This window comes from Streptomyces erythrochromogenes, assembly GCF_040684695.1.
GTDB lineage: Bacteria > Actinomycetota > Actinomycetes > Streptomycetales > Streptomycetaceae > Streptomyces > Streptomyces erythrochromogenes_C.
On the sequence record NZ_JBFBGM010000001.1, the window covers coordinates 336,160 to 352,358 of the forward strand.

Annotated in this window: 16 protein-coding genes; 10 read left to right on the top strand and 6 right to left on the bottom strand. The window is 71.0% G+C overall.

Going from position 1 to position 16,199, the window contains the following annotated elements:
* Nucleotides 1–26 precede the first annotated feature (26 nt).
* The 8 genes from AB0O53_RS01415 to AB0O53_RS01450 all read left to right on the top strand — a co-directional run bounded on the left by AB0O53_RS01415 (nucleotide 27) and on the right by AB0O53_RS01450 (nucleotide 9,107).
* Entirely contained in the window at nucleotides 27–1,430 is a 1,404-nt protein-coding gene (locus AB0O53_RS01415) for an alanine racemase (protein WP_350988724.1), read from the top strand.
* Nucleotides 1,431–1,506: 76 nt separating this feature from the next.
* Complete coding sequence (locus tag AB0O53_RS01420) at nucleotides 1,507–2,487, top strand: ornithine cyclodeaminase (protein ID WP_350988726.1); 981 nt, start codon at nucleotides 1,507–1,509, stop codon at nucleotides 2,485–2,487.
* Complete coding sequence (locus AB0O53_RS01425) at nucleotides 2,484–3,959, top strand: MATE family efflux transporter (RefSeq protein WP_365192613.1); 1,476 nt, start codon at nucleotides 2,484–2,486, stop codon at nucleotides 3,957–3,959. Before AB0O53_RS01420 ends, AB0O53_RS01425 begins: the two co-directional genes overlap by 4 nt.
* On the top strand, nucleotides 3,959–5,101 hold the full coding sequence (gene hisC / locus AB0O53_RS01430) for a histidinol-phosphate transaminase (protein ID WP_365192615.1): 1,143 nt from the start codon (nucleotides 3,959–3,961) through the stop codon (nucleotides 5,099–5,101). The genes AB0O53_RS01425 and hisC overlap by 1 nt, the downstream gene beginning before the upstream one ends.
* A complete protein-coding gene (locus AB0O53_RS01435) occupies nucleotides 5,098–6,081 on the top strand; it encodes a PLP-dependent cysteine synthase family protein (RefSeq protein ID WP_365192617.1) in 984 nt (327 codons plus the stop codon). Before hisC ends, AB0O53_RS01435 begins: the two co-directional genes overlap by 4 nt.
* A gap of 74 nt (nucleotides 6,082–6,155) precedes the next feature.
* Nucleotides 6,156–7,178 carry an ABC transporter substrate-binding protein gene (locus tag AB0O53_RS01440; protein WP_365192619.1) on the top strand — a complete coding sequence of 341 codons (1,023 nt, stop codon included), beginning with the start codon at nucleotides 6,156–6,158 and terminating at the stop codon, nucleotides 7,176–7,178.
* An 82-nt stretch (nucleotides 7,179–7,260) separates the two neighbouring features.
* On the top strand, nucleotides 7,261–8,289 hold the full coding sequence (locus AB0O53_RS01445) for a FecCD family ABC transporter permease (RefSeq protein WP_435886584.1): 1,029 nt from the start codon (nucleotides 7,261–7,263) through the stop codon (nucleotides 8,287–8,289).
* Nucleotides 8,289–9,107, top strand: a complete 819-nt coding sequence (locus tag AB0O53_RS01450) for an ABC transporter ATP-binding protein (RefSeq protein WP_365192623.1) — start codon at nucleotides 8,289–8,291, stop codon at nucleotides 9,105–9,107. The genes AB0O53_RS01445 and AB0O53_RS01450 overlap by 1 nt, the downstream gene beginning before the upstream one ends.
* A 208-nt stretch (nucleotides 9,108–9,315) precedes the next feature.
* Here AB0O53_RS01450 and rpsN read toward each other — a convergent pair whose 3' ends face one another.
* Together rpsN and rpmB are read right to left on the bottom strand one after the other, a co-directional pair.
* Nucleotides 9,316–9,621: a 30S ribosomal protein S14 gene (gene rpsN, locus AB0O53_RS01455; protein WP_365192625.1), complete on the bottom strand. Its 306-nt coding sequence runs from the start codon at nucleotides 9,619–9,621 to the stop codon at nucleotides 9,316–9,318.
* Nucleotides 9,621–9,857: a 50S ribosomal protein L28 gene (gene rpmB, locus AB0O53_RS01460; protein WP_350988741.1), complete on the bottom strand. Its 237-nt coding sequence runs from the start codon at nucleotides 9,855–9,857 to the stop codon at nucleotides 9,621–9,623. The genes rpsN and rpmB overlap by 1 nt, the downstream gene beginning before the upstream one ends.
* Nucleotides 9,858–10,162: 305 nt before the next feature.
* Between rpmB and AB0O53_RS01465 the strand changes: the two genes are divergently transcribed.
* Both AB0O53_RS01465 and rpsR read left to right on the top strand, forming a co-directional pair.
* On the top strand, nucleotides 10,163–11,332 hold the full coding sequence (locus AB0O53_RS01465) for a CobW family GTP-binding protein (protein WP_350988742.1): 1,170 nt from the start codon (nucleotides 10,163–10,165) through the stop codon (nucleotides 11,330–11,332).
* A 46-nt stretch (nucleotides 11,333–11,378) separates the two neighbouring features.
* Nucleotides 11,379–11,618, top strand: a complete 240-nt coding sequence (gene rpsR / locus AB0O53_RS01470; protein WP_350988744.1) for a 30S ribosomal protein S18 — start codon at nucleotides 11,379–11,381, stop codon at nucleotides 11,616–11,618.
* Nucleotides 11,619–11,792: 174 nt separating this feature from the next.
* Here the strand turns inward: rpsR and kdpF are convergent, their stop codons facing one another.
* The 4 genes from kdpF to AB0O53_RS01490 all read right to left on the bottom strand — a co-directional run bounded on the left by kdpF (nucleotide 11,793) and on the right by AB0O53_RS01490 (nucleotide 16,195).
* Nucleotides 11,793–11,882, bottom strand: coding sequence for a K(+)-transporting ATPase subunit F (gene kdpF, locus AB0O53_RS01475; RefSeq protein WP_363063254.1), 90 nt, complete (start codon nucleotides 11,880–11,882; stop codon nucleotides 11,793–11,795).
* 177 nt (nucleotides 11,883–12,059) lie between these two features.
* The gene (locus AB0O53_RS01480; RefSeq protein WP_350988748.1) at nucleotides 12,060–14,606 is read right to left on the bottom strand and encodes a DUF4118 domain-containing protein; all 2,547 of its coding nucleotides are present in this window, start codon (nucleotides 14,604–14,606) and stop codon (nucleotides 12,060–12,062) included.
* A gap of 60 nt (nucleotides 14,607–14,666) precedes the next feature.
* Nucleotides 14,667–15,356 (bottom strand): response regulator, encoded by a 690-nt coding sequence (locus AB0O53_RS01485; protein WP_350988749.1) that lies wholly within the window; start codon nucleotides 15,354–15,356, stop codon nucleotides 14,667–14,669.
* 122 nt (nucleotides 15,357–15,478) lie between these two features.
* Nucleotides 15,479–16,195 carry a potassium-transporting ATPase subunit C gene (locus tag AB0O53_RS01490; protein WP_365192629.1) on the bottom strand — a complete coding sequence of 239 codons (717 nt, stop codon included), beginning with the start codon at nucleotides 16,193–16,195 and terminating at the stop codon, nucleotides 15,479–15,481.
* Nucleotides 16,196–16,199: the final 4 nt, after the last annotated feature.

The following is a 16,199-nucleotide window of genomic DNA, read 5'->3' on the forward strand; positions in this document are numbered from 1 at the left end:
CTGCCATCTTCATATAGAAGTACAGGGTGCTCATCTCTCCACACGTGGTCGAGCGCCCGGCTGCATCAGTGCTGCCCTTCGCGCTCCCCGCACTCCGACATCCCTCCGTCTCCGCGATCCTGGCGGACCACCGCGGACTGCTGGCCGATCTCCTCGACGGCCTGGGGTCACCGCTGCACGTCGTGCTGCCCGAGGTCTTCGAGGAGAACGTCGCCCGGCTCCGCCGCGCGTTCGCCGGGGCGGGAGCGACCGCCGACATCCTGTTCGCCAAGAAGGCGAACAAGGCCGACTGTTACGTCAGGTCCGCCGCCGCTCTCGGTATCGGGATCGACGTCGCGAGCGCCCCGGAGCTGGTCGGGGCCCTGGCCGGGGGAGTGCCCGGGCACCGGATCGGGATCTCCGGTCCGGAGAAGGGCGACGCGCTGCACGCCCTCGCCGTCCAGCACGGCTGTCTGGTCGCCGTCGACTCGGTCAGCGAACTCCGCCGGCTCGCGGCCACCGCGCGGACGGCGCGCCGACAGGCGCAGGTACTCCTGCGGACCCGTGCGGCGGGCCAGCCGGGTAGCCGCTTCGGTCTCTCGGCCGCCGAGCGGGCGGCCGCCGTCGGACTCTGCGCGGAACTCGCCGACGGCATCCGCCTGCGCGGCTTCTCCTTCCACCTCGGCGGATACTCCGCATCGGAGCGCGCGACGGCGGCGAACGAGATGATCGAGCACTGTCTCGACGCCCGGCGGCGCGGCTCGCCCTCCGCCGAACTGGTCGACATCGGCGGCGGGTTGCCGGTCCGCTACGTCGAGCCGCGGCTCTGGGACGCGTTCCTCGCGCAGAACCGCCCGGTCCAGTACCACGCGGCCAAGAGCTTCCAGGACTTCTACCCCTACGGTGGTCGGACCGCGGACGAGGCCGTGGCCGCGATCATGGAGCACCGGGTCGACGGCGCCGAGAGCCTGTCGGCGAAAGCGGCCCGTACCGGCATTCGCTTCGTCGTCGAACCGGGCCGGGCCCTGCTCGACCAGGCCGGATTCACCCTCTTCCGCGTCCAGCAGGTCGACGACCGGCGCGACGCCGACGGGTACGCGATCGTCACCGTTGCCGGGAGCAGCTTCAGCCTCTCCGAGCAGTGGTTCAACAGCGACTATCTGCCCGATCCGCTGCTGCTGTCCGCCGGGCCCGGCGCCCCCGCGCCCGAAGCGCCGTTCCCGGCCTGCGTCGCGGGCTCGACCTGCCTGGAGAGCGACCTGCTGACCTGGCGGAAGGTCGGCTTCCCGCGCCCCGTACGCCGTGGTGACCACCTGGCCTACCTCAACACCGCGGGCTACCAGATGGACTCCAACGAGTCGCCCTTCCATGACGCCCCGCTGCCGCGGAAGGTCGTGCTCCGGCTCGGCGACGGCAGCGGCCCGCCGCGCTGGCGGCTGGACGGCATCTGACACACCCCTGCGCACATCCCCGAACACAGCCCCGTGCACATCCCCGCACGCATCCCGCATGAAGGAGAACCCCCGCATGTCACCCACCTACGCCCCGCCCGGGCAGTTGTGGCTCCTGCCGCAATCGCAGCAGGAAGGGCTGGACGTCGACCACGCGAAGGTGATCGAGGTGGTCGAGCAGGCCTACCGCGCGCTGCGCGAAGGCGGCTCGCAGAACCCGGTCAAGACGATCGTCGACGGCCCCGCCCACCGCTCCCTGAGCTATTCGATGGTGGCCCGTGACGCCGGCAGCGACACCGTCTGCTTCAAGGCCGTCTACGAGTTCGATCCGCGCCGCACCCGGGACGCCTACCGGTTCCAGTCGTTCGTCTTCCTCGTGGACGACACCACCGGGGCGCCCATAGCCCTGATGGACGTGGTGAAGCTCGGGCCCCTGCGGTCCTCGGCCACCACTGCCCTCTTCGCCCGCGCGGCCCGCCCCGACGCCCGGACCGCGCTGGTCGTCGGAACCGGCGTCCAGGGGCAGATGGCGCTGCCGATGCTGGTCGCGGCCATGCCGGAGCTGGAGCGGCTCCAGGTGTTCGGCACCTATCCCGAGGGCCTGCGCGCCGTCCAGGACAGCGTCGAAGGCCGCGAGGTCGAGATCGTCACGGACCTGAGGGAGGCCGCCGGTCGGGCGGACATCGTGATCGGCGCCGCCGGCCTGTCCGTGACGCAGGAGGTCCGGCGCGACTGGATGAAGCCGGGCTCGGTCGCCGTGCTCCTCGGGTACGGCGTGCACGCCGACGTGTGCCACGGCGCGGACCACCGGATCGCCACCGACACCGCCCAGATGCACGCCACCTGCGACGACCTGCGGGGCCCGGACGGAGAACTGCCGCTGGTGGACGCTCAGTTGCCGGACATCCTCCTCGGCCGGGCACCCGCCCGACGCCGTCCGGACGACGTGGTCTTCGCCTACAACAGCGGCATGGCGGTCACGGATGCCGCGCTGGGCCGCTACATGGCCGATCTCGCGCTGACCGCCGGACGCGGGGACAAGGTCAACTTCTGGTGAGCACCGACACGACCGACACGACCGGCACGACCGGTGCGCCTGCCCCGAACCGTGCGGAGGAGACCGGCGAGACCGGCGAGACCGGCGCCGGCTGGTGGGTCAAGAACTCGCGCGCCCTCCTGAAGCTCGCCTTGCCGCTGATCCTGACCAACTTCGCCTACGTCGCCCTCACCACGGTCGACATCGTGATGCTGGGCAGGCTCGGCGCGCTGGAGATCGCCGCCGCCGGCCTCGCCCTCGCCCTGTTCAACCAGCTGCGCACCACGGGCACGGGCCTGGTCACCGGGGTGAGCAACCTGGTGGCCGAGGCGCGGGTGCGGGGCGACCGCGAGCGGATCGGCGCGCTGCTGTTCGCCGGCTTCTTCTGGGCCACCGTCTGCGGCGTGCTGTTCTGCGCTGCGCTCCTGCTGATCGGCCCGCTGCTCGTCCTGCTGGGCCAGGACCCGGCCGTGGTGCGCAAGGCGGGCGAGTTCCTGATGGTCCTGGCGCCGGGCATGCTGCCCTGCCTGTGGTTCCAGACCCTGCGGCACTTCACCACCGGCCTGAAGCGGCCCGGCCCCCTGCTGGCCATCACCCTCGTCTCGGTGGGCGTCACCATCGCCCTCAACCACGCCCTGATGCATGGCGAGTTGGGCCTCCCCGCCTTCGGATTCGTCGGCGTCGCCATCGCCACCGTCACGGTGTTCCTGCTGTCCTTCCTGGCCTTCGTCGTGGTGATCCTGCGGGACGTCGTCCTGCGCTCGTACCTCCTCTCGCCCGCGGCGCGGCGCTGGGACGGTGACGCGGTCCGGTCGGTCTGGCGCCTCGGCCTGCCGATCTCGGGCACCTATGCCTCGGAGGCCGGGTTCTTCAGCGTGCTGACCCTGGTCATCGGCTCCCTGGGCGCGGACGCCCTGGCCGCGCAGACGGTGCTGAACCAGATCGTCTACATCGTCTTCATGATCTCCGCCGGCCTGTCGCACGCGGCGTCCATCCACCTCAGCGAAGCCGACGGCCGCAACGACTACGCGACGGCCCGCAGGACGGGGCTCCTCGCCGCGGCCTGGGGCGTGATCGCGACCCTCGGGGTCGCCGCCCTGTACCTGGCGATCCCCGAGCCGATCGTGTCCCTGTTCATCTCGGCCGAGCACGCAGGCAACGCGGACATCGTCGCGCTCACCGTGACCGGGCTGATGATCGCCGCCCTCATGCAGGTCTTCGACGCCACGCAGAACATCGGCAACGGCATCCTGCGCGGCGTCGGCGACACCGCGGGCCCCTTCCGGATCTCCCTCATCGGCTACTGGCTGATCGGGCTGCCCGCGGGCTACCTGCTCGGGGTGACCGCCGACGGGGGAGTCGAGGGCGTCTGGATCGGCCAGACCATCGGCCTCGCGGCCACCGCCGCCCTCCTGCTGGCCGCGTTCCTGCGCCGCGTCGGCCGGCTCCACCGCGAGACGTCCGGCGCACCCGACCCCGAACCGGAGCCGTGATGAACCCCACCCTCGCACCGGCCGCTTCGGCCTCCTTGATCCGCCGGGAAGTGGCGGGTCTGCCCGGCTACGACCCCGGCGCCGACACGGACCAGGTGGCCGCCCTCAGCGGCGCCGGCCGCGTCATCAAGCTCTCCAACAGCGAGATCCCGTACGGTCCCTCTCCCGCGGTCGCCGAGGCCGTACGCCTCGGGACGGCCGCCGGCTTCGCCCGCTACCCCGATCCCGCCGGCAGGCGCCTGACCGGGGCCATCGGGAACCATCTGGACGTGCCTGCCGACCGCGTCGTGCTCGGCAACGGCTCGGAGAACATCCTGGAGCTGCTGTGCCAGGCCGTGCTCGACCCCGGCGACCTGGTCGTCACCCAGGCGCCCGGTTTCAGCCTGCACGAGATCTTTCCCCGCGTCATGGGCGCCCGGGTGGAGAAGGTCCCGGTCACCTCCGAGTTCGGCTTCGACGCGGACGCCTGGCGCTGCGCACTGGCCGCCGGCCCGAAACTCGTCTTCCTCGCCAACCCCTGCAACCCCACCGGCGCGATCCTCACCCCCGCCGAACTGGCCCGCGTCGTGGCCGACACCCCGGAGTCGGCCCTGCTGGTCCTCGACGAGGCGTACGGCGAGTTCGCCCGCCCCGACCCGTCCTACCCCGACGGGCTGGAGGCCCTGCGCGGACTGGACCGGCCCTGGATCGTGCTCCGCACCTTCTCCAAGGCCTACGGCCTGGCCGGCCTGCGGGTGGGGTACGGGATCGCCTCCGACAACGCCCTGGTCAAGGCGCTGGACCGGGTCCGCACCCCGTACAACGTCAACCGGCCGGCCCAGGACGCCGCCACGGCCGCGCTGGGCGACCACGCGCACCTGGCGGACACGGTCAGCCGTACCCGTCTGGAGCTGGCCAGGGTCGCCGGCCGGCTGCGCGCCGCGGGACTGCGGGCGGCGCCGTCCTCGACGAACTTCCTCTTCATCGACACCGGCCGCCCCTCCGACCGGATCGCCCGGGAGCTGCACCGCGCCGGAATCATCGTCAAGGCGTGGCGCGAACCGGGATACGAGACCTACATCCGAGCCTCTCTCTCGACCCCCGAGGACAACGACGTCTTCGTGCGGTGCCTGACGGAGACCTGTGCGAAGGACGAGCTGTGATCAAGAGCAAGATGTCCGAGCTGATCGGGCGAACGCCCCTGCTGGAACTGTCGGTCGCGGACGGTTCGGCCACCGTCCTGCTGAAGATGGAGCAGTTCAACCCCACCGGAACCGCCAAGATCCGGATGGCCCGGAACATGGTGGACGAGGCCGAGGCCGCGGGTCTGCTCGCCCCGGGCGGCTGGCTGGTCGAGTCCACCTCCGGCAATACCGGGCTCGGCCTCGCCCTCATCGCTGCCGAACGCGGTTACAAGTTCACGGCCGTGGTGGACAACCACTCCAGTGCCGACAAGCTCCGCGGCATGCGCGCCTTCGGGGCCGAGATCCTCAACGTCGCGGGTGAGGCCGACGGACTGGCCACCGCCGAACGCGACACCACGGCCGAGCGCCTGGCCGTCGAGCACGGGGCGTACTGGACCGCGCAGCACCGCAACCAGGGCAACCCCAACGGCTACCGGGCCCTCGCCCGCGAACTCCACGACGACCTGGGCGACGGCATCGACTACCTGTACGGGGCCGTCGGCACCGGGGGCTCGCTCTGCGGCACCGGCCGCTTCCTCCGCGAGCGAATCCCGGACCTGAAGATCATCGGCGTCGAGCCGGTGGGCTCCGTCGTCTTCGGCGGCGAGGGCGCGCCCTACCACCAGTCCGGCACGGGTACGCCCGCGGGCTCCGAGATCGGCGCCGTCGTCGACTACGGCGTCTTCGACCAGGGGGTGAAGGCGAGCGACGCGGAGGCCTTCGAGACCTGCCGCTACCTGGCCAGGAACTTCGGGATCCTGATCGGCGGTTCGGCCGGCGGCGTGGTCTACAAGGCCCTGGAGAAGGCGCGGGGCGCGGGGCCGGGCAGCACCATCGTGGTGCTCGTCTGCGACGGCGGCGACAAGTACCTGGACACCGTTTTCAACGACGACTGGATGGCCGCCCACGGCCTCTTCGACGAGCAGGTCGCCCGCCGGCTCGCCGCGATGCTGCGGTAACCCCCACCCGTCAGACCCCCTTTCAGTCCTCTCGATCGAAAGAAAGCGAAACCTTCCAGGCAATGAAAACGAAAATGATGACCAAAGTCGTTGTGGCGCTGGCGGTGCTCGCGGCCACCGGGTGCGCGGGCAGTGGATCGGCCGGCGGCGCCGACGCGAAGGCCGGGGCGACGGCGAAGGCGACGAGTGCGACCTCCTACCCGTTCACCCTCGAGAACTGCGGCACCGACGTGACCTACAAGGCCGCGCCGAAGAAGGCCGTCACCCTGAACCAGACGGCCGCCGAGATCCTCATCCACCTGGGGGTGGGGGACCGGATCGCCGGAACGGGATACGAGATCGAGAAGCCGCCGGCAGCGATCGCCGAGCAGTACCAGAAGATCCCGGTCCTGTCCGCGCCCGGGGCGGAGATCAAGCACGAGAAGCTTCTGGAAGCCCAACCGGACTTCGTCTACAGCTCCTTCGCGAGCATGTTCACCAAGGAGCAGTCCGGAGACCGCAAGCAGCTCCACGACCTGGGCGTGCCGACCTACCTGACCGAATTCGACTGCGCGTACCACCAGAGCGTGGCGGGCGCTGACTTCACGATGCTGTTCGAGGAGTACCGCCGACTCGGCAAGATCATGGGAGTGCCCGAAGCCGGAGAGAAGCTGGCGACCGATCAGAAAGCCGTGATCGACAAGGCCGTGGCCGGCGTCAAGAAGCGGGACACCCCGCTGAAGGTCATGTGGTTCTACTCCACCTACGAGGGCACCCCGTGGGCAGCGGGCCCCGGCGGCCTGCCGCAGCACATGTCCCAGCTCGCCGGCGTCGAGAACATCTTCGCCGACGCCAAGACCAAGTGGGCCGAAGTCAGCTGGGACGAGGTCGCCGCCCGCAACCCCGACGTCATCATCCTGGCCGACCTCAACCGCGGCGAACCCAACGACACCGCCAAGGAGAAGACCGACCTGCTCAAGAAGGACCCGCTCACCAGCAAGCTCGCCGCCGTGCAGGGCGACAGGTTCATCACCATCCCCGGCAGCCACATGGACCCCTCCTACGGCAGCGCGTCCGCCGTTCCCGCGCTCGTCGACGGCCTGAACAAGCTCGGGTGACCCCCTCAAAGCCATGACCACGACTTCACACAAGGCCGCCGCGCGCACCGGAGATCCGCTCACCGACCGTGAGACGATCCCGGTGCGCCGGCGGCGCGCCTCGACAGTGGCGCTCATCTGCCTCGCCGTGTCCGCGCTCCTGGTGTCGGTCATCGCCGCATCGCTCTTCGGCAGCGCGGACATCCGGCCCCTGGACGTCGTCTCCACGATCCTGCGCCACACCGGCCTGGGCGCCATCGCCCCCACCGAACCCCTGCCCGGGCTGCTGGACGCACTGATCTGGGAATCCCGCTTCCCCCGGGTACTGCTGGCCGCCGCCGTCGGCGCGGCCCTCGCGGTCTCCGGCACGGTCCTCCAAGCCGTCACCCGGAACCCCCTCGCCGACCCCTACCTGCTGGGGGTCTCCTCCGGCGCCTCCACCGGTGCGGTCGCCGTGCTCCTGCTGGGCATCGGCGGAAGCATCTCCCTCTCGACCGGTGCCTTCGCCGGCGGCCTGGCCTCCTTCGCCGTGCTGCTGCTCCTCCTCGGCGGAGGACGCATCGCCAGCCCGTCCCGCGTGGTGCTCACCGGAGTCCTCGTGTCCCAGTTCTTCGCCGCCGTCACCTCGGTCATCCTGATGGTCGGCGGCGACGCCAACTCCACCCGCGGTTTCACCTACTGGCTGCTCGGCACCCTCGCGGGAGCGCGCTGGGAGGGCGTGACCCTCACCGTCGTGATCATCCTGACCGGGGTGGTCGCCGTGCACTTCTTCGCTCCCGCCCTCGACGCCTTCACCTTCGGGTGGGACTCCGCCGCCGCCCTGGGGATCAACGTCACCGCGGCCCGCATCTGGCTGATGGTGCTCACCTCGGTCATCACCGCGGCCGCCGTCGCCGCCTCCGGCGCGATCGGCTTCATCGGGCTGCTCGTCCCGCACGCGGTCCGCATCCTGACCGGGCCCATGCACCGCTCCCTGCTTCCGCTGTCCGCGATCACCGGTGCCGTCTTCCTCATCTGGGTCGACGTGTTCGCTCGTACGGCGTTCGCGCCCCACGAACTGCCCGCCGGCGTCATCACCGCCCTTCTCGGCGCACCCGCTTTCGCGCTGGTCCTGAAGCGTCTGGAGTCCTGATGGGAAGCATCACCGCCACCCGGCTCTCCTGGTCGGTCAAGGGCCGGCAACTGCTCGACACCATCGACATGCGAGCCCCCGACGGAAAGACCGTCGGACTCCTCGGCCCCAACGGCTCCGGCAAGTCGACCCTGCTGCGTCTCCTCGCCGGACTGCGCCGCCCCGACACGGGGACCGTCCACTACGACGACACCGCGCCGGCGGACCTGGGCCGCCGGGTGCTCGCGCGCCGGCTCGCCGTCGTCGAGCAGGACGTCACCGCCCACCACCACGTCACCGTCCGCCAGGTCGTGGAACTCGGACGCACCCCCTTCCGCGGCCGGTTCGACGCGCTGACCGGGCACGACCGGCAGGCCGTGGACGCGGCACTGGAGCGGACCGACCTCACCCGCAAACAGCACCGCAGCTGGCACACCCTCTCCGGAGGAGAGAGGCAGCGCACCCAACTCGCCCGCGCCCTCGCCCAGGAACCCCGGGAGATCCTCCTCGACGAACCCACCAACCACCTCGACATCCGCCACCAGCTCGAACTCCTCGACCTGCTGGCCACCCTGGACGTCACCTGCGTCGTCGCCCTGCACGACCTCAACCTCGCCGCCCGGTACTGCGACCACATCGTCCTCCTCCACCACGGAGAGGTGGCCGCCGCCGGCGCACCGGAGACCGTACTGACTCCGGAGCTGGTCCAGGCGGTCTACGGCGTGAAGGTCCTCGTGGACCGCGAGCCCGCCACCGGCACCCTGCGCATCACATACCTGGCCTCCACCGCCACGCGTGAGACTGACACGAGAAAGCCGCCGTCCGACCTCTGTCAGTGACACGGACGCGCAAACGGCCACCGACTCGGTCGGTGGCCGTTTCCGTGTGGAAGGTTCCAGGGGGCGGTGGTCCCTCCCCGCCACGCCCGGAGTGTCAGGCGGCCTCCGCTGCCGCATGGTCGCCCGGGCAGCATCCCGACAGGGAACGGACGGATGTCGGGGCGCTGAGGTCGTCCGGCCGGGGCGCGTGAGCGTCAGCCGGCCGGGGTCACCAGGAGGATTTCGTCACGCCGGGGAGGAAGCCGGCGTGTGCCTGCTGCCTGACCCGCACGCGGGAGAGGCCGAACCTGCGCAGGTATCCGCGGGGGCGGCCGTCGACGGCGTCGCGGTTGCGGACGCGGGTGGCGCTCGCGTCGCGCGGCTGGCGGCGCAGTGCCGCCGCGGCGGCCAGGCGGTCCTCCGCAGTGGACGAGGGGCGGCGGACGATCTCCTTCAGTTCGGCCCGCCGTGCCGCGTGGCGCTCGACCGTCGCCCTGCGCTTCTCGTTCTGGGCGATCTTGCTCTTCTTCGCCATCAGACCTTCCCTCCGCGCGCCCGGATCCGGGCCACGGCGGCCTCGATGCCGATCGCGTCCACGGTCTTGATCGCCTTGGCGCTCAGGGTGAGGCGGACGTGGCGGCCCTCGCCGGGCAGCCAGTAGCGCTTGTGCTGGATGTTCGGGTCGAAGCGGCGCGGGGTGCGCCGGTGGGAGTGGGAGATGTTGTTGCCGAATCCCGGCTGGGCGCCGGTCAGCTGACAGTGGGCGGACATGGGGTGTTACCTGCCTCTCTCTGCGGCCATCACGTATTGGTAATGGAAATCATTCCCATATAGTAGCGCCATGGCCGCACGCCCCGGACCGGACGGTCCTGCGCACCTACGACCCCGCTGCCCGCCGACGCGTCGACTTCCGCGACGAACGCCGACCCCACACCCGTACCGACCCCGAAGGACATTCCTGTGAAGCCAGGCATCCAACCCGCCCACGGCCCCGTCGTCTTCCGCGACAGCGCGAGCGGCACCGCCCGCGTCATGGACACCGACGGCCGCGTCGAGCGCCGCTACGGGGTCCGCTGATGGAACGGGACACGCGACTGCCCGTCGTCATCGTCGGCGGGCTCCATGCCGACGCCCGCAAGGAGGTCGTGGACCGGCTCCTGCGGGCCGTGCCCGGCAGCGTGGCACTCCACCACGACCTGGCCGGCGCGGCCCGGGGTGAGGTGCGCAGGCTGATCCGCGACGCCACCGGGCTCCTGTCCGAAGACAGTGCGCCCCTGGTCAACGACTGCGCCTGCTGCGCCCTGCGCGAGGACCTGGTCCCGGAACTGGAGCGGCTCGCCGACGGCCGGCTGACCCGGCTCGCCGTCGTCGAACTGTGGGACTCGGTCGAACCGAAGGCCATGGCCGAAGTCGTCGCCGCACACGGCGGGGACGGGATGGTCCTCACCAACGTGATCACTGCCGTGGACCCCGCACTCGTCCTTCCCTGTCTCTCCAACGGCGACGACCTCGCCGAAGCCGGACTGGCCGCGGCGCCGACCGACCGGCGCACCGTCGGGGACACCTGGGCCCGCCAGCTGGAGTACGCACCGGTCCTCGCGCTCGTCGACAACGAGGAGGCCGACGACGGGGACCGCGCGCTCCTGACGCAGCTCCACCCCACCGCCCGCTGCGTGGCGGCGGACTCCGGCGACCTCGCCGAAGCGGCCCTCGCGGGGCTCGCGGGCGTCGCGGCTTTCGACGTCGAAGCCGCCGCGGCGGCGCAGCACCCCGCGTGTGCGCTGTTGCCGCAGGAAGCCGACGACGCCGGTGTCACCACCCTGGTCTGGCACCGCCATCGCCCCTTCCACCCCGAGCGCCTCTACCAGGCGCTGGAAGACCTGTGCTGCGCCGCCGCGCGCAGCCGCGGCAGGTTCTGGCTCGCCGACCGCCCCGACACCCTCCTCGCGTGGGATGCCGCCGGCGGCGCGCTGTGCGTCGAGAACGCCGGCCCCTGGCTGGCGTCACTGCCCGACGCCGCCTGGGAGATGGTCCCGCCGATGCGCCGGGCCGCCGCGGCCCTGGACTGGCACCCCGAGCACGGGGACTGCTGCCAGCACCTCGTCTTCACCTCACCCGGCCTCGACCGCGACGGCCTCGAACGCCTCCTGGAGTCGTGCCTGCTCACCGACGCGGAGTACGCGTCCGGACGGGACGGCTGGAAGCACCTTCCCGCCGCCTTCGACTCCCTCCTCGACCCCGTCTGACGGCGGGACACACCCACCCGCCCACCCCAGATCAAGGAGAATCCCCATGGCACGCCGCCAGGAAGCCCGCACGCCCGTGAAGTCCCGACCCAACCCGCTCGACGCGGCGGGGATCACGTACATCGACTACAAGGACACCGACCTGCTGCGGAAGTTCATCTCCGACCGCGGCAAGATCCGCAGCCGCCGGGTCACCAGGGTCACCGCCCAGCAGCAGCGCAAGCTCGCCGCCGCCATCAAGAACGCCCGCGAGATGGCGCTCCTGCCGTACGGCAGCAGCCGCTGAACCCACGTGTGCGCCGGTCGCGGCACCCGCGTCCTGCCGGCGCTTCGGGTGCGGGCCGCTGCCCGGGGGAGCAGCTCAAGGCCCGTGAGCGTGGCCGCCGTGTGCCTGCCCGGTGGCACTCCCCGAAGCCCGGCACCCCGTCCGCCGGGCCGGCCGCGGGCAGGGTCGTCACGTTCAGAACTTCTCGGGGAAGAACAACGCCAGGACCAGATATCCGACCAAGCTGACCGCGACGACGATGCCTACGACATTCTCCGTGTTCACGCGTACACCGACTCCTCCGTACGTCCTCAACCCGACCAGCGAACATCAACGAGACACCGGACGAAACGGCCCTGACGGCTTCCTGACGCACGTCGGCCGGGACTTTGACGGTGCGTTGACGGCCGCATCGAGTTCGCCCTCGCGGCCCACCCGAGCGGCCCCGCACTTCGCCCGATGTCAGGTGACCGCGGACGAAGGGAGTTCCGGCGGGACGGCGAGGCCGTCCGCCGCTGTCGGGAGGGTGATGACCATGGTGAGTCCGCCGCCGGGGGTGTCCTCGGCCGTGAGGGTCCCGCCGATGGCCTCGGTGAACCCGCGGGCCACGGCGAGCCCGAGGCCGACTCCGGCACCGCGCGGGGCGTCGCCGTGGCGCTGGAAGGGTTCGAAGATGCGCGCCTTGGCTCCCTCGGGGACGCCGGGGCCGCGGTCGACGATGCGCAGTTCGACGCGGCTGGCGAGGGCACTGGCGGAGACGTTGACGGGTTGGCCGTCCGGGCTGTACTTGACGGCGTTCTCGACGATGTTGGCGACGGCGCGTTCCAGGAGGCCGCGGTCGACGGCGACCATCGGCAGGGTCTCGGGGATGTCCAGCACCACGCTGTCCTCCGGTACGCCGCCCAAGGCCATCGGGACGACCTCGTCGAGGTCGGTCACCCGGATCAGCGGCACGACCGTACCGGTGTTGAGGCGGGACATGTCGAGGAGGTTCCCGATGAGCGCCGCGAGGCGGTCGGCGCCGTCCTCGATGCCTTCGAGCAGCTCGGCCCTGTCGTCCTCGGACCACTCGACGTCGTCGGAGCGGAGCGAACTGACGGACGCCTTGATGCCGGCGAGCGGGGTGCGCAGGTCGTGGCTGACGGCGGCGAGCAGCGCGGTGCGGATGCGGTTGGCCTCGGCGAGCTCGCGGGACTTCTCGGCCGCGTCGACCAGGCGCTGGCGGTCGAGTACGACGGCGGCCTGGGCCGCGAAGGCACCCAGGACGCGCCGGTCCTCGGCGGCCAGGACCCGGCCGGTCAGGGAGAGCGCCATGTTGTCGCCCATGGGGAGGTCGACGTCCGCGTCCTCGGGCCGGCTGACGGGACCGGCGCCGACGGCCGCGGCCGTGGTCCACGCGTCGACCTCGCTCGCGCGTTCGAGGAGGGCGACCGATTGCATGGTGAAGGTCTCGCGGAGGCGTTCGAGGAGGGCGTCGAGGGAGTCCTCGCCGCGCAGGACGCTGCCCGCCAGGAAGGAGAGGATCTCGGACTCTGCGCGCAGCCTGGCGGCCTGGTGGGTGCGGCGGGCGGCCAGGTCGACCACGGACGCCACGGACACGGCCACACCGATGAAGATCGCGATGGCGACGATGTTCTTCGGGTCGGAGATCGTGAACTGGTGCAGTGGGGGCGTGAAGTAGTAGTTCAGCAGGAGGGAGCCGAAGGCCGCCGAGGCGAGGGCGGGGAGGAGTCCGCCGAGGAGTGCCGCCGCCACCGTGCAGGTGAGGAAGAGCAGCATGTCGTTGGCGAGGCCCAGGTCGGGTACGAGCTGGTTCAGCAGCACTGTGAGCAGGGCGGGGCCGACGATGCCGGCCAGCCAGCCCCAGATGCGGCGGGAACGTCCGAGACGCGCGCCGCGCGCGACGGGCAGACCTCGGCGGCCTCTGGCGGCCTCGTCGTGGGTGACGATGTGGACGTCGAGGTCGGGTCCGGATTCGCGGGCGACGGTGGCGCTCACGCCGGGGCTGAAGACGGACTGCCACGAGCGGCGGCGGCTGACACCGAGGACGATCTGGGTGGCGTTGCAGCCGCGGGCGAACTCCAGCAGGGCGTCGGGGATGTCGTCGCCTATGACGTGGTGGAAGGTGCCGCCGAGATCCTCGACGAGGGTGCGCTGGACCGCCAGCTCCTTCGGCGAGGCCGAGGTGAGTCCGTCGCTGCGGGCGATGTAGACCGCGAGGACCTCGCCACCCGCTCCCTTCTCGGCGAGCCGGGCCGCCCGGCGGACGAGCGTACGTCCCTCCGGACCGCCGGTGAGGCCGACGACGATGCGTTCGCGGGCCTGCCAGGTGGAGCGGATGTTGTGCTCGCCCCGGTACTCCTGGAGGTACTCGTCGACCCGGTCGGCGACCCAGAGCAGCGCGAGTTCGCGCAGCGCGGTCAGGTTGCCCGGGCGGAAGTAGTTCGACAGGGCCGCGTCGACCTTGTCCGGCTTGTAGACGTTGCCGTGCGCCATGCGGCGGCGCAGAGCCTGCGGGGACATGTCGACCAGCTCGATCTGGTCCGCACGCCGGGCCACCTCGTCGGGGACGGTCTCCCGCTGCCGGACCCCGGTGATCGTCTCCACCACGTCGCCCAGCGATTCGAGGTGCTGGATGTTGACGGTGGAGATGACGTCGATGCCTGCCTGGAGCAGTTCCTCCACGTCCTGCCAGCGCTTGGCGTTCCGCGAGCCGGGCACGTTGGTGTGCGCGAGCTCGTCCACCAGTGCCACGGCCGGCCGGCGGGCCAGGATCGCGTCGACGTCCATCTCGGTGAAGGTGGAACCGCGGTACTCCAGCTCGTGGCGGGCGACGAGTTCCAGACCGTGCAGCATCACCTCGGTCCGCGGCCGGCTGTGGTGCTCGACGAAGCCGACGACGCAGTCGGTGCCCCGCTCCACCCGGCGGTGCGCCTCGGAGAGCATCGCGTACGTCTTGCCGACGCCCGGTGCCGCACCGAGGTAGATGCGGAGCTTGCCGCGTCCCATGTTCCAGACTCTTCTTCTCTGTTGACGTCTGTCGACGTCTGGGGGCTCTCGGGTGGGTGATCAGGGTTCGAAGCGGTATCCCATGCCGGGTTCGGTGATCAGATATCGCGGATGCGAAGGGTCCGCTTCCAGCTTGCGCCGAAGCTGGGCCATGTAGACGCGCAGGTAGTTGGTGTTCTCGGAGTACGTCGGCCCCCAGACGTCCAGCAGCAGCCGAGCCTGCGTGATCAGCCGGCCCGGGTGGGTGATGAGGATTTCCAGCAGATGCCACTCCGTCGGAGTCAGACGCACGGTGCGGTCGCCCCGCCGTACCTTTCGCGCGACCAGGTCGACGCTGAACTCGTCGGTCGTCACCACGGCGACCTCGTCCGCCTGAGACGCCGCCGGGGCCTCGTTCCTGCGGGCGGCTGCTCGCAGCCGGGCCAGGAGCTCGTCCATGCTGAACGGTTTCGTCACGTAGTCGTCCGCGCCGGCGTCCAGCGCCCGGATCTTGTCCTCCGAGGTGTGCCGGGCGGAGAGGACCAGGATGGGCACGCGGGACCAGCCGCGGACGTTCCTGATCACGTCGACGCCGTCCATGTCGGGCAGCCCCAGGTCCAGCACTATGACGTCCGGCTTGTGCGCGGCCGCGATGCGCAGGGCCGAGCCGCCGTCGGAGGCCTCCTCGACCTCGAACCTGCGCGCCTGGAGGTTGATCTTCAGTGCGCGGACGAGCTGGGGATCGTCCTCCACCACCAGCACCCGGGTCATCGGTGTGCAGCCTTCCTTCGTCACGGGCACGGACCGGGAGCCGGCGGGGCGCTCGGGCATCCTCCCGGCGTCGGCCGGGGGAGGCCCGCCCCGCCGGATCCCGGTCCACGCGATGGGGACCGTCAGTTCTTGGCCAGGGCCTTGAGGGCGGTGTTGAGTTCGAGGACGTTGACCCGGGGTTCGCCCATGAACCCGAGGGTGCGGCCGATGGTGTGGTCGGCGACGAGCTTCTCGACCTGCTGGACGTCGAGCCTGTTCTGCTCGGCGACGCGGTGGACCTGGAGCTCGGCGTAGGCGGGGGAGATGTTCGGGTCGAGGCCGGAGCCGGAGGAGGTGACGGCGTCTGCCGGGACGTCCTCGGGCTTGACCGTGTAGCCGGCCGTGGAGTTGTCGGCGATGACGGCTTCCTTGGCGGCGACGACCTGGGCGCAGAGGGTGCCTTCCTCGGCGTCCTTGGTGCACTGGCCGTTCACGGCTCCGTTGTCGGCGGAGCGGTTGGTGGCGCCGGAGAGGATCAGCGAGTACTGGGTATTGACGCTGTTGGAGCCGAGGCCGTTGGAGGGGCGCGGCTGGAACCACTTCAGGTCCGGCTTCGCGGCCTCCTCGGGGTCGTCGGGGTTCTGCTTGGGCAGGTTGTAGGTCTGCCCGATGAGGGAGGAGCCGACGACGGTGCCGCTCCCGTCCTTGATCTCGGAGCCGTTGGCCTTGTCGTTGAACAGGGCCTGGGCGATCCCGGTGACGGCGAGCGGGTAGATGACCCCGCAGATCACGGTGAGGACGAGGAGGGCCCGCAGGCCCGCGCCGATCAGGCGTGCCGTGTTGCTTACAGAGTTGTTCATCGCA

What these genes read in the sequence shown, in the direction of transcription:
- AB0O53_RS01450 (WP_365192623.1), top strand. Translation starts at nt 8,289, where the DNA reads ATGGGAAGCATCACCGCCACCCGGCTCTCCTGGTCGGTCAAGGGCCGG.
- AB0O53_RS01465 (WP_350988742.1), top strand. Translation starts at nt 10,163, where the DNA reads ATGGAACGGGACACGCGACTGCCCGTCGTCATCGTCGGCGGGCTCCAT.
- AB0O53_RS01485 (WP_350988749.1), bottom strand. Translation starts at nt 15,356, where the DNA reads ATGACCCGGGTGCTGGTGGTGGAGGACGATCCCCAGCTCGTCCGCGCA.
- rpsN (WP_365192625.1), bottom strand. Translation starts at nt 9,621, where the DNA reads ATGGCGAAGAAGAGCAAGATCGCCCAGAACGAGAAGCGCAGGGCGACG.
- rpsR (WP_350988744.1), top strand. Translation starts at nt 11,379, where the DNA reads ATGGCACGCCGCCAGGAAGCCCGCACGCCCGTGAAGTCCCGACCCAAC.
- AB0O53_RS01440 (WP_365192619.1), top strand. Translation starts at nt 6,156, where the DNA reads ATGATGACCAAAGTCGTTGTGGCGCTGGCGGTGCTCGCGGCCACCGGG.
- AB0O53_RS01490 (WP_365192629.1), bottom strand. Translation starts at nt 16,195, where the DNA reads ATGAACAACTCTGTAAGCAACACGGCACGCCTGATCGGCGCGGGCCTG.
- hisC (WP_365192615.1), top strand. Translation starts at nt 3,959, where the DNA reads ATGAACCCCACCCTCGCACCGGCCGCTTCGGCCTCCTTGATCCGCCGG.
- AB0O53_RS01480 (WP_350988748.1), bottom strand. Translation starts at nt 14,606, where the DNA reads ATGGGACGCGGCAAGCTCCGCATCTACCTCGGTGCGGCACCGGGCGTC.
- rpmB (WP_350988741.1), bottom strand. Translation starts at nt 9,857, where the DNA reads ATGTCCGCCCACTGTCAGCTGACCGGCGCCCAGCCGGGATTCGGCAAC.
- AB0O53_RS01420 (WP_350988726.1), top strand. Translation starts at nt 1,507, where the DNA reads ATGTCACCCACCTACGCCCCGCCCGGGCAGTTGTGGCTCCTGCCGCAA.